The 11952-nt window shown below is 54.1% G+C and carries 10 protein-coding genes; 6 read left to right on the top strand and 4 right to left on the bottom strand.

Features of this window, described 5'->3' with window-relative positions; all coding sequences use genetic code 11:
• Nucleotides 1-8: 8 nt before the first annotated feature.
• Nucleotides 9-1829: a long-chain fatty acid--CoA ligase gene (locus tag J7395_RS00220; protein ID WP_062953397.1), complete on the bottom strand. Its 1821-nt coding sequence runs from the start codon at nucleotides 1827-1829 to the stop codon at nucleotides 9-11.
• Nucleotides 1830-2275: 446 nt separating this feature from the next.
• On the opposite strand from J7395_RS00220, the gene J7395_RS00215 reads away from it, so the two are divergent.
• Together J7395_RS00215 and J7395_RS00210 are read left to right on the top strand one after the other, a co-directional pair.
• On the top strand, nucleotides 2276-4051 hold the full coding sequence (locus tag J7395_RS00215; RefSeq protein ID WP_209220174.1) for a M3 family oligoendopeptidase: 1776 nt from the start codon (nucleotides 2276-2278) through the stop codon (nucleotides 4049-4051).
• 1 nt (nucleotide 4052) lies between these two features.
• Nucleotides 4053-5432 carry an AarF/ABC1/UbiB kinase family protein gene (locus J7395_RS00210; protein WP_209220173.1) on the top strand — a complete coding sequence of 460 codons (1380 nt, stop codon included), beginning with the start codon at nucleotides 4053-4055 and terminating at the stop codon, nucleotides 5430-5432.
• A 279-nt stretch (nucleotides 5433-5711) separates the two neighbouring features.
• On the opposite strand, the gene J7395_RS00205 is transcribed toward J7395_RS00210, so the two are convergent.
• Entirely contained in the window at nucleotides 5712-6044 is a 333-nt protein-coding gene (locus tag J7395_RS00205; protein WP_209220172.1) for a hypothetical protein, read from the bottom strand.
• A gap of 106 nt (nucleotides 6045-6150) precedes the next feature.
• Between J7395_RS00205 and J7395_RS00200 the strand changes: the two genes are divergently transcribed.
• From J7395_RS00200 to J7395_RS00185, 4 genes are all read left to right on the top strand, one after another.
• Nucleotides 6151-7311: a Re/Si-specific NAD(P)(+) transhydrogenase subunit alpha gene (locus tag J7395_RS00200; RefSeq protein ID WP_209220171.1), complete on the top strand. Its 1161-nt coding sequence runs from the start codon at nucleotides 6151-6153 to the stop codon at nucleotides 7309-7311.
• The gene (locus J7395_RS00195) at nucleotides 7304-7747 is read left to right on the top strand and encodes an NAD(P) transhydrogenase subunit alpha (protein ID WP_062953401.1); all 444 of its coding nucleotides are present in this window, start codon (nucleotides 7304-7306) and stop codon (nucleotides 7745-7747) included. The genes J7395_RS00200 and J7395_RS00195 overlap by 8 nt, the downstream gene beginning before the upstream one ends.
• A 12-nt stretch (nucleotides 7748-7759) precedes the next feature.
• Nucleotides 7760-9157 carry an NAD(P)(+) transhydrogenase (Re/Si-specific) subunit beta gene (locus J7395_RS00190; RefSeq protein WP_062958330.1) on the top strand — a complete coding sequence of 466 codons (1398 nt, stop codon included), beginning with the start codon at nucleotides 7760-7762 and terminating at the stop codon, nucleotides 9155-9157.
• A 114-nt stretch (nucleotides 9158-9271) separates the two neighbouring features.
• Nucleotides 9272-9859: a hypothetical protein gene (locus tag J7395_RS00185; RefSeq protein ID WP_209220170.1), complete on the top strand. Its 588-nt coding sequence runs from the start codon at nucleotides 9272-9274 to the stop codon at nucleotides 9857-9859.
• 63 nt (nucleotides 9860-9922) lie between these two features.
• On the opposite strand, the gene J7395_RS00180 is transcribed toward J7395_RS00185, so the two are convergent.
• Both J7395_RS00180 and rpsU read right to left on the bottom strand, forming a co-directional pair.
• Nucleotides 9923-11404 carry a Na+/H+ antiporter NhaC family protein gene (locus tag J7395_RS00180; protein ID WP_209220169.1) on the bottom strand — a complete coding sequence of 494 codons (1482 nt, stop codon included), beginning with the start codon at nucleotides 11402-11404 and terminating at the stop codon, nucleotides 9923-9925.
• A gap of 275 nt (nucleotides 11405-11679) precedes the next feature.
• Entirely contained in the window at nucleotides 11680-11883 is a 204-nt protein-coding gene (gene rpsU, locus J7395_RS00175) for a 30S ribosomal protein S21 (RefSeq protein WP_062953404.1), read from the bottom strand.
• Between the last annotated feature and the right edge of the window lie 69 nt (nucleotides 11884-11952).

Here is an 11952-nt window from a genome sequence, read left to right as displayed (position 1 = left end):
GGCCTGGCTTATTGGCCGCCGCGTTTGCGCTGATACAGGGTATCAAGCGCCTGACCGTAGGCCGCCTTGATCTTGTGGCGACGGATCTTCATGGATGGTGTCAGCATCTCGTTTTCAATCGAGAACGGACTTTCGGCGAAGGTAAAGCTTCGGACCTTTTCTATGGTCGAAAGGCGTCCGTTGACATGATCGACCGCAGCACGGATTTTTTTGCGGAATTCCTCGTTCTCGCCAAGGGTATCGATATTGTTTTCAATCCCGTTTTCCTTGGCAAATTCACGCATAAAATCGTCATCGGGCCAGAGAACAGCAACCAGATAGGGCTTGTCATCGCCGTAAACCATTGCTTGTGAAATCTCGGTTTCAAGGGTCAGGAGGCCCTCTATCCGCTGCGGCGAGATATTATCGCCACCGGAATTGACGATGATGTCCTTCTTGCGGTCGGTGATGACAAGGCTGCCTTCTTCGTCGAACTTGCCGATATCACCTGTATGAAGCCAGCCATCAATGATGGCGGCGGCGGTGACTTCGGGCAGGTTCCAGTACCCCTTCATCATGCTTTCGCCGCGCAGCAGGATTTCGCCGTCATCGGCGATTTTTGCCTCGGCTCCGACCATCGGAGGGCCAACCGAACGCAGTTTATTGTTTTCTGCCCGATTGCACGACACAACCGGGGCGAATTCGGTTTGGCCGTATCCCTGAAGAATGCGAATGCCGCATGAAACAAACAGGACGCCGAGTTCATAGTTCAGCGGGCCACCACCCGACACCATCGCCTTGATCCGGCCGCCGAAACGCTGGCGCAATTTACGGCGCAGCAGGATTTCGCAGATGAAATTCTGGAATTTCTCGATCAGGTTAAGCGGTTCTTTTTCATAGGTCTTGCGACCAAGCCTGAGTGTCAGGTTAAACAGCTTCTGTTTAAAGCCGCCTTCCTTTTCGACCATGCGGCTCATACGCTGATAGAGCATTTCATAAAGGCGCGGAACGGCCGTCATGATTGTCGGGCGCACTTCGGCCAAGTTTGCGGCAAGCTTATCAAGGCTTTCGGCGTAGTAAATCTGCGCGCCAATGCTCATCGGGAAATAAAGACCTGCCGTGTGTTCATAGGAATGCGACAGCGGGAGGAAGGACAAAAAGACTTCTTCGTCAATTCCGAGCGTTTCGATGATGTCAAATGCACCCATGCAGTTTGACAGGATCGCCCCGTGGCTGAGCATCACACCCTTGGGTGCCCCACCCGTACCCGATGTGTAAATCAGGCAGGCCAGTTGATCACGCGCAATTTCAGACACCCATGCATCGACGTCGTCTGTCAGTCCGCGACCTTGCGAAATCACATCTTCCCATCGGGTTATGGTGATATCGCCGACAAAGCTTTGGCCCCAGTCTTCCATCATGATGGCATGACGGCAACGCCCGCTATCAAGGGCTGCGTGCAGGAAGGGCTGGGCGAGTTTCTTGGTCGAGATAATGGCAATGCCCGCACCACTGTCTTCGATCGCGTGCAGGTGGTCGCGCTCGGTATTGGTGGTATAGGCCGGAACGGTCAGGGCGCCGACACACATGATCGCCAGATCGGCAATGCCCCATTCGGTGCGGTTTTCCGAAACCAGCAATACCCGGTCACCGGGGCGGACGCCAATTTTGTATAGCGACCGTGCCAGCGCGCGCACCTGATCGGCGGCGTCATTCCAACTTGTCGGGACAAAATCACCCGCTTCACCATCCTTGGTCCACAAGAATGGTGCATCCCCGTATTTTTCAGCCTGTTTGAAAAACATCGACGGCAAGTTCTGCCAATCGGCATAATCCTGCAAATTCGTCATGACGCTTCCTTGCCTTGTTGTCGTTTCTCTTGCCTTCATACAGTGATCTTGGCGTCACTGTTCAAGTCTGTCACCGCAAAGTGATCGCAAATGTCGGCGACGACTCTCAAAAGTCCGGACTTTCCATCACGGATATACCTGACCCCATTGTTTTAGTTATCAGGGATTGCTTCGTTACGCAGCCGGAAAATGATGTTTGAACGGTTCAAATGAGTACGACTTCACATCATCGGAAAAATTCATTGATATCCATCGATGTTAGCGATTTCACAAGGCGGGATCAAAACGCTATTGTTGATCTGTAATTCGCCCTGTTTGGTGTGTCTGTAAATGCAAAGCCGTGATCGGCACTGGCGCAGGTCGCCCGGCCATCATATATCGGGGCATGGATGTTTCGGGCTGTAATGCAAAAGGCCCGATTGCATAATCGACTGTCTGGAGGACAAATGAACGCGATCGACAAGAATTTGCCGACCTGGGATCTTACCGATCTCTATAACGATCCCAAAGACCCGGCCATCCGGCGCGATCTTGATGATGCCAAATCCCGCTCAGACGCCTTCCAGAAAACCTATCAGGGCAAGCTTGCCGGTCTTTCGGGTGATGAACTTGCCGCCGCGATTGCCGAATACGAAGCCGTTAGCGAAATCTGTGGCCGGATCGGATCGTTTGCGCAGTTGCTTTATGCAGGTGATAGCTCGGACGCCGCCATCGGGCAGTTCTATCAGTCCGTTCAGGAAGAAATGACCGGCATTTCCAGCCTGTCGCTGTTCTTCGGTCTTGAAATCAACCGGATCGAGGAAGATGTGCTTTCGGCGAAATATGACGAAAGTGCCGCCCTTCGCCGTTATCGCCCTTGGCTTGATGAAAACCGTGCCTTCCGCCCGCACCAGCTATCTGACGAGGTCGAACAGGTCCTGCATGAACGCCGTGTTGCCGGTTCAAGTGCATGGGTGCGTTTGTTCGATCAGACGATGGCCGATCTGCGTTTCCCGATGAATGGCGAAGAACTGACCATGTCGGATGTTGCCAATATACTGTCTTCGACCAAGGTCGCGGAACGCAAGGCAGCGGCAAAATCGATTGGCGATGTGCTGGGCAAAAATATCAAGCTTCTGGCCCATATCACCAATACGTTGGCAAAGGACAAGGAAATTGACGACCGGCTGCGTAAATTCGCAAGCCCCGTGTCGGCGCGCAACCTGTCCAACCAGGTCGAGGACGATGTTGTCGAAGCGCTTAATTCCGCAGTCGCCAGCAGCCACGCCGATTTGTCGCATCGCTATTACCGTCTCAAAGCCAAATGGTTTGGTGTTGATCAGCTTGATTACTGGGACCGCAATGCGCCGCTTCCCGATGATGATGATCGCCATATCGATTGGGATACCGCACGCAAAACCGTGCTTAAGGCATATGGTGAATTTTCGCCCGAGCTTGCCGAGGTTGGTCAGAAATTCTTTGATAACCCTTGGATTGATGTGCCGCCGCGTGCGGGTAAATCATCAGGCGCTTTTGCCCATCCGACCGTACCGTCGGCTCATCCGTACTTGCTGCTGAACTATCACGGCAAAACACGTGATGTGATGACGCTGGCGCATGAGCTTGGCCATGGTGTGCATCAGGTTCTTGCGGGCGAGCAGGGTTATTTCCTGTCTGATACTCCGCTGACACTTGCGGAAACCGCGTCCGTTTTCGGGGAAATGCTGACCTTCCAGTCGATGCTGCGTGCGGAAACCGATCCGAAGATGAAGCGCATCATGCTGGCCGGCAAGGTCGAGGATATGCTCAACACCGTCGTGCGTCAGATCGCGTTCTTCGAATTTGAAAAACGCGTCCATACCAAGCGCCGCGAAGGTGAGTTGACGGTTGATGAGATCTGCGAGATCTGGCTTGCCGTACAACATGAAAGTCTGGGTGATGCGATCCGCTACGAGGACGAATACAAATATTACTGGTCCTATATCCCGCACTTCATCCATTCGCCGTTCTATGTTTACGCCTATGCGTTTGGCGATTGCCTCGTGAATTCGCTGTATGACGTTTATGAAAATGCCGAAGACGGATTCCAGCAGAAATATTTCGACATGCTGAAAGCCGGTGGCACCAAGCGCCATCAGGAATTGTTGGCACCGTTCGGTCTTGATGCGTCCGACCCGGCTTTCTGGCAGCGTGGCCTTAACATGATCAAACGCATGATCGACGAGTTGGAGGAACTTTCCTGATATGAGCAATGACGACGATGATTATACCGCCCCAAACGAGGATAATCGATTTGGCGGGCGGGTTCGTCGTTATGCAAAGGTGGGGGCGTCGGCTGGGAAGTTGGCTGCACGCCTTGCCACGGGGAAAATGTTCGGCGGCGATATCGATCATGCGAAATATGCTGCCGAACTGACTTCGGCCTTGGGCGGCCTAAAAGGCCCATTGATGAAGGTTGCACAAATCCTGTCGACCATTCCCGATGCCTTGCCAAAGGAATATACCCAGGCCCTGGCAACGCTTCAGGCCGATGCGCCCAGTATGGGGTGGCTGTTTGTCAAACGCCGGATGCGGAGCGAACTCGGTGCTGGATGGCAGGAAAGATTTGGCGATTTCAGCCATGAAGCGGTTGCCGCGGCGTCGCTCGGCCAGGTTCATCGTGCGACGCTTGATGACGGCCGGACAGTCGCCTGCAAGCTTCAATATCCCGATATGTCGGCAACGGTCGAGGCCGACCTTAAACAGCTTCGCGCGGCCTTTGCGATCTATCGCCGGTATGACAGTGCAATTGATGCCGAAAACATTCAGCTGGAACTGACCGCGCGCCTGCGAGAGGAACTTGATTACGAACGCGAAGCCCGCAACATGCTGCTGTATCGCCATATGCTGGCCGATGAGGATTGCGTGCATGTGCCCGAACCCGTGTTAGACCTTACGACCAAGCGGCTTCTGACCATGACGTGGCAGACCGGGCAGAAATTTCAGAAATTCCTTGATAGCGATCCGTCGCAGGATGCGCGCAATCAGGTGGCGCTGAATATGTTCAGGGCCTGGTATGTACCGTTTTATCGTTATGGCGTGATCCATGGCGATCCGCATCTGGGCAATTATTCGCTGCGTGATGATCTTTCGGTCAACCTGCTTGATTTCGGTTGTATCCGTATCTTTCAGCCCGAATTCGTCAATGCGGTGATCACGCTTTACGAAGCATTACGCGACAAGGACGAGGAAAAGGCGGTTGCTGCCTATCAAAGCTGGGGCTTTGAAAATCCGTCACGTGAATTGATCGATGTTCTGAATATCTGGGCCGGGTTTGTATATGGCCCGATCCTTGATGATCGCGAACGCCGGATGGATGAAACCAATTCGGTGGCATACGGGGCCGAGGTCGCAGGCAGGGTCCATCGGGAATTGCGACGTGTTGGCGGGGTCAAACCGCCGCGCGAGTTTGTGTTGGTCGATCGTGCGGCCGTTGGTCTGGGCGCGGTGTTCCTGCGCCTTGATGCCCATCTGAACTGGTATCAGATATTCAACGATCTTGTCGGGGGCTTTGATGCGGGTGTCTTGACGCGCAATCAGGATGCCGCCCTTGGCGCTGTCGGGCTCGACCGTCCCGAAAACTGATCCGATTTCGCATTTTTGCGATTTAATTTTTCCGTGTAACGGCAAAAGAATCGGCGTGATCGCGTGCATCGTTGGCTGGAAATACCCAGTCAAAATGGTTTTCGGCGAGGGCTTTTTGCCGGCTTTTTCCAAAATTTTCCGGTTTCAATCATTGGGCACGCAGAAAAGTTTTTCCTTTCTCTGCTTGCGTTGGGGCGGGTTTGGTGGAAACCTGTGGCTGCGTTTGTCAATTAATATTCACTTACAACGTTGGCTGAAAATAGGGGAAACTGCTGTAAATCAACGGATTAATTCTATCTGTACGGGATAAGGACCTGTTACAGGATGGAAATAATATGTGTGATAATCCACACATGATGGTTTTGGTGAATTGTAAACCAAAATCAAGTTAAACTGTTTTTTTATAGGGTTTTCATGTTGTCGCGAACCGGAAGAAATCGCATCTTGCATCCAACGCAGACAAGGCAGGGCGTCATTGATTGTTTGTCCTGAGCACCAATGGCGGGTGGGACCTGACTTGTCGCCAAGGCTTTTTGCCTCGGAATGCGTGGTGGGAAAGTGGGCGGTTTCTTCTGTTAAAGCGGAAGAACCGCCTTTTTTCTTGCCGGGCAAGGGTAATCGTGGCCCGTCTGATGCAGATGCACCAGATGCGGATCGCGTCACATAAAAACAAAAATGCCGTGCTTATTCATAATGATAGGGAAGGAGGTTGAACGCGATGAAACTGGCCGTTCCAAAGGAAATATGGCCCGGGGAAAAGCGCGTTGCCGTTACGCCAGATACCGTCAAGAAACTGATCGGTCTGGGGTTTGACGTTGCAATCGAGGCTGGTGCCGGAACTGACGCCGCCATACCGGATGATCGCTTTGCCGATGCCGGTGCGACCATTGCCAAAACGATGAAAACCACCGTCAAGGATGCCGATGTCATCCTGAAGGTGCGCCCACCGGTTGTTGATGGAAAAACCGACGAGCTTGCCGCCTATAAAAAGGGGGCTGCCGTCATCGCCTTGCTTGATCCCTATGATCGCAAGGACCTGATTGAAAAAATGGCTGCGGCAGGGGTTTCGTCCTTTGCCATGGAACTGATGCCGCGTATTTCGCGTGCGCAATCAATGGACGTTCTGTCGTCGCAATCCAACCTGGCCGGGTATCGTGCCGTTCTGGATGCCGCCCATGAATTCGGGCGGATTTATCCGATGATGATGACGGCAGCCGGGACATTGCCGCCTGCACGTATCGTTGTTGTCGGGGCCGGTGTTGCCGGTCTTCAGGCGATTGCGACCGCCAAGCGCCTTGGCGCGGTGGTCTCCGCATTCGACGTGCGTCCGGCGGTGAAGGAACAGGTTCAGTCGCTTGGCGGGACTTTTATCGAGGTTGAAGACGACGCAGCCGACGGCGAAACCGCAGGCGGTTACGCCAAGGAAATGTCGGACGAATACAAGGCCAAACAGGCGGCCAAGCTTAAGGAAGTTCTGGCAAAGACCGACATCGTCATCACGACCGCATTGATCCCAGGCCGTCCGGCACCGGAAATCGTTACCGCCGATATGGTCGCGGGCATGAAGCCCGGTTCGGTCATCATCGATCTTGCTGCCGAACGCGGTGGCAACGTCGCGGGTGCGAAACTTGGTGAAACGGTTGTCACGGCCAATAGTGTGAAAATCATCGGTCCGGAAAACATCACCAGTTCCGTCGCAACCGATGCAACGGCGATGTATGCCAAGAACCTTCTGAATTTCATCACGCTGTCGGTCGACAAGGAAAAAAGCGCGCTGGCCTTCAATGCCGAAGACCAGATTATTGCCGAAACCATGCTGACCCGTGATGGCAAGGTTGTTCATCCGAAATTCGGTGGTGAGGAGGTCGCAAATGGCTGATCAATCCGTAACCCAAAATGCCGCCCAGAACGCTAACGAGCTGCGCGATGCAGCCCTTGGTCTGGCCGAAAAGGCCGCAAAACTTGCCGATAGTCTTGCCAATCAGGCGGGCGACATGGCGAGTTCGGCGACCACAGTTGTCCATACAAGCGGTGTCAGCCCGACGGTGCTTGGCCTGACGGTTTTCGTTCTGGCATGCTTTGTCGGCTATTACGTCGTGTGGAAAGTAACCCCGGCCCTTCATTCGCCGCTGATGGCGGTGACCAATGCCATTTCATCGGTGATCATTGTCGGTGCGCTTCTGGCGGCAGGCCCGATCGAGATGAACCTGTCCAAGGCGATGGGCTTCCTCGCCGTGGTGCTGGCGTCGGTCAACATCTTTGGCGGTTTCATCGTGGCACAGCGCATGCTGCACATGTTCAAGAAAAAGAAGTAGGGGGAACACACAATGTCGGAAAACCTGTCGGCTTTCCTGTATCTCGTGGCGTCCGTCTGCTTCATTTTGTCGCTGCGCGGTCTGTCTTCACCGGAAACGGCACGTAACGGGAATATCCTTGGCATGGTGGGGATGGCGATTGCCATTCTGACCACCCTGGCATCACCCGAAGTCGTGTCTTATACCACCATCATTGTCGGCATTCTGGTCGGCGGGGCCATTGGTACGGTCATCGCGCTCAAGATCAAGATGACGGCACTGCCGCAACTTGTTGCTGCCTTCCATTCGCTGGTCGGTCTGGCGGCTGTGTTTGTGGCGGGTGCGGCGCTTTATTCGCCGGGTGCCTATGGTCTTGGTACTGCAGGCAATATCGGTGCTGCCAGCCTGATTGAAATGGGCCTTGGCGTTGCCATTGGTGCCATTACCTTCACTGGCTCGCTTGTTGCCTTTGGCAAGTTGCAGGGGATTGTATCGGGTACGCCGGTACGCTTTACCGGACAGCATATGCTTAACCTTGCCATCGGAATTGGCATTGTGGTGTTTGGTGTCATCCTTGTTGCGACTGAAAGCCACACCGCGTTCTGGATTCTGGTCATTCTTGCTCTGGTTCTTGGTGTGACGCTGATCATTCCGATTGGCGGGGCGGATATGCCGGTCGTTGTTTCGATGCTGAACTCCTATTCGGGGTGGGCGGCATGCGGCATCGGCTTTACGCTTCAGAACAACGCCCTGATCATTACCGGTGCACTCGTTGGTGCTTCGGGTGCGATCCTGTCATACATCATGTGCAAGGGCATGAACCGCTCGATCTTCAACGTTATCTTTGGCGGCTTTGGCGCGGAAGCCGGTGCCGCAGCAGGCGGCGTTGATACCGGTGATCGGGCTGTCAAATCAGGCTCCAGCGATGATGCGGCCTTTATCATGAAGAACGCATCAAATGTGATCATCGTGCCGGGCTACGGCATGGCGGTGGCACAGGCTCAGCACGCGTTGCGCGAAATGGCTGATATCCTTAAAGCCGAAGGCGTTAATGTCCGCTATGCCATCCATCCGGTGGCAGGGCGTATGCCGGGGCACATGAACGTCCTTTTGGCAGAGGCAAGTGTGCCTTATGACGACGTGCTTGAAATGGAAGAAATCAACCGTGATTTCGGCACGGCGGATGTGGCCTTTGTGATTGGTGCCAACGATATCACCAACCCAGCGGCCAAAACCGACCCGTCATCGCCGATCTTCGGCATGCCGATCCTCGAGGTCGAAAAAGCCAAGACCGTTCTGTTCATCAAGCGTTCGATGTCGGCCGGTTATGCCGGTATCGAGAACGAGTTGTTCTTCAAGGACAACACGATGATGCTGTTCGGTGATGCCAAAAAGATGTGCGAAGAGATTGTGATGCATCTGGATAGCTGATTTGGCTTGTTGTTCGAATACGAGAAGGGCGGCCATTTGGTCGCCCTTTTTCTATGTGAAACGAAATACGAATTTTCGTGATCTTTTATTCAGAAATCATATCTCGAGGGCTGAGTGTTCCGACTTCTGAAAGTATCCGTTTTTACGATTGTGCTGTTGTCGCTGGCGGTGGTGGCATCGGTTTCGGTGATTTTCATCACCTATTTCCGGCTGACAGCCGAGGAGCCGGTGGCGCGGATTACGTTCGAGGAAGTCGGGGATCAGGAATACAACGCTTATCTGACATTACCGGGCAACGATATTCCCGGCAAATACGTGATTTATGGTGACCAATGGCGGATTGATGCGGAATTTGTGAAGATCAAGCCATGGGCCAATATTCTTGGTGTGGATTCCCGTTACAAGCTGGTGCGGCTGGAAGGTCGGTATCAGGACATCGAAGATCAGAACACCCGTCCGCATATGGCCTATGATCTCGGCGCGACCAAGGGGATTGATATTGGCAAGCTGGTGGCGGATTGGAATTTCCTGATTGATGCCGAATATGGCAGTTCGACTTTCACCGATATCGAGGTTGCCAATACCTATACGGTCTATAAAAGCCAGTTCGGGCTTTTGGTACGCGAAGACGCCGCACAGTCGGATGCGACCAGCAACGGCGCCGTCGATGGTCTGTTTAACTGGCTGTTCGGGTCGAAATAAAACCCGTCCGACGAATATCGGACGGGTTGTTTGTTTGGTCCCGGCTTTATTGTGCCGATTTGATCAAAGGATCATCGCTGCCACCCAAGCAAACAGAACCATGCCGAAATTGGCATGGATAAAGGTCGGGATCACGGAATCCTTTACATGATCATGTTGACCGTCGGCATTCAGGCCCGATGTCGCGCCCAATGTGATGGTTGATGCGGGCGAGCCAGCATCGCCAAGGGCAGCAGACGCCCCCAGAAGTGCGATGGTCGCCATGGGCGAGAAGCCAAGGGCCAGTGCGAGTGGGATATAGATCGGAGCCAGGATTGGCACGCTGGCGAAGCTGTCGCCAAAGCCGATGGTGATGAACAGGCCGACCAGAAGCATGATCAGCGCGCCAAGTGCCTTGTTATCGCCGATCAGTTCGGCACTTGCCTGCACCAGCGGGGCGATTTCGCCGGTGGCATCAAGCACCCCGGCAAAGCCCGACGCGATGGTGATGATCACGGCAATCTGGGCCATCATCCGCATGCCTTCGGTGAAGACATCATCCTGTGCCCGCCAGCGGAAAATACCCGCCGCGGCCAGAATGACAAAGCCGATCATCGCGCCGACCAGAAGGCTGTCAAACTGCAACTGGCAGATCAGCGCAACGGCAAGGGCCGCAACGGTTGCCAGCAGTTGAAGCGGATTGATCGACACGGGCTTTGCTGGATTGATATGGCGCTCGGCAGACGGGCCGGTCACATAATCGCGCGGTTTGCGATAGGTGATGAAAACCGCAACCAGCATCCCGGCAACAATCCCCATAACAGGCAGGAACATGGCCTTGGGCGCCATATCGGCCGTCATGGAAAGATCGTAGGCCGCGCCAACTTCGTTGACATTGGCCATCAGGATTTCATTGAGGTAAATCGCCCCAAAGCCAGTCGGCAGAAGCAGATAGGAAAAACTGATCGAACAGGCGAGGATACATGCAACGGCGCGACGATCAATCCGCAGACGGTTGAAGACCGCCAGAAGCGGCGGGATCATCACCGGGATAAAGGCGATGTGAACCGGCACCAGATTCTGCGAAATCAACGAACAGAAAATGAAGATCGTAAACAGGAACCATTTAAGGCCCTTTGACGTGCTTTGTGCATCGCTTCCGACACGCGCGGCGATCTTTTGGGCAAACAGATCAAGAATGCCCGAACGCGCAATCGCAACCGCAAAGGCGCCGATCATAACATAGGTCATGCCGACCTGTGCGCCGACCAGAAGGTTGTCATTAAGCGCACCAATGGCGGTGGTTGTGTCCATCCCGGCGTGCAATGCACCAAGCAAGGCGGCCGAGATAAGGGCGATCGGGACTGGCACGCGCAAAAGACACAGTGCAATCATGACAACGATGGTCAGCAGGACAGCATTGATGTGGTAATCGACCAGTGCGGCAATGCCATATATCGCGGCCATCACGGCGATGGCGGGCAGGACGCGGGTCAGTCGATAATATCCATTAAAATCAGATCCGGCGGGGGCGCTGCCGGTATCGGTTTGTGTGTTCACAGTCATGTCTCCCCGATTGACTGGTTGGTGGTGGCGCAAAGGTGTTTTGCGCATGGCGAGTGAAGACCTGCCGGGGAATTGTTTAAAACAATCCGATGCCAAGACAAAAAACTTAGCGGGAATGACAGCTATGCGATGGGGGGAGTGGGATTTGAAAAAGGGAGCCTAAAAAACCAAACCCGCCCGGATTGCTCCGAGGCGGGCTTGGCGCACGGGTCCGATTTTGGCAAGCCAAAACCGATCGTACAGTCACGTTCGAGGAACCCCGAAAGTGAAAAAGACTAGAAGCCTTCGCGCTCGACGCGCTTACGCTCCAGCTTGCGGGCACGACGGATTGCTTCCGCCCCTTCGCGAGCTTTCTTCTCCGACGGCTTTTCAAAGTGGCGACGGAGTTTCATCTCACGGAAAATGCCCTCGCGCTGCATCTTTTTCTTAAGCGCTTTCAGAGCCTGATCGACATTGTTGTCGCGAACGATTACCTGCACGGAAACCACGCTCCTTTCAAAAAAACAAAAACACCCGGCTGAGCATCATGCCCTCCGGTTGGTTGCACG

The organism is Thalassospira sp. A3_1, from assembly GCF_017744215.1.
Classification (GTDB): Bacteria; Pseudomonadota; Alphaproteobacteria; order Rhodospirillales; family Thalassospiraceae; genus Thalassospira; species Thalassospira lucentensis_A.
The sequence above is the reverse complement of the archived record's forward strand: the minus strand, read 5'-3'. Positions and strand labels throughout refer to the sequence as shown.

Coding starts and splice junctions, on each gene's coding strand:
- J7395_RS00180 (WP_209220169.1), bottom strand. CDS start 11,404: ATGACTGTGAACACACAAACCGATACCGGCAGCGCCCCCGCCGGATCT.
- J7395_RS00215 (WP_209220174.1), top strand. CDS start 2,276: ATGAACGCGATCGACAAGAATTTGCCGACCTGGGATCTTACCGATCTC.
- J7395_RS00195 (WP_062953401.1), top strand. CDS start 7,304: ATGGCTGATCAATCCGTAACCCAAAATGCCGCCCAGAACGCTAACGAG.
- J7395_RS00200 (WP_209220171.1), top strand. CDS start 6,151: ATGAAACTGGCCGTTCCAAAGGAAATATGGCCCGGGGAAAAGCGCGTT.
- J7395_RS00190 (WP_062958330.1), top strand. CDS start 7,760: ATGTCGGAAAACCTGTCGGCTTTCCTGTATCTCGTGGCGTCCGTCTGC.
- J7395_RS00210 (WP_209220173.1), top strand. CDS start 4,053: ATGAGCAATGACGACGATGATTATACCGCCCCAAACGAGGATAATCGA.
- J7395_RS00220 (WP_062953397.1), bottom strand. CDS start 1,829: ATGACGAATTTGCAGGATTATGCCGATTGGCAGAACTTGCCGTCGATG.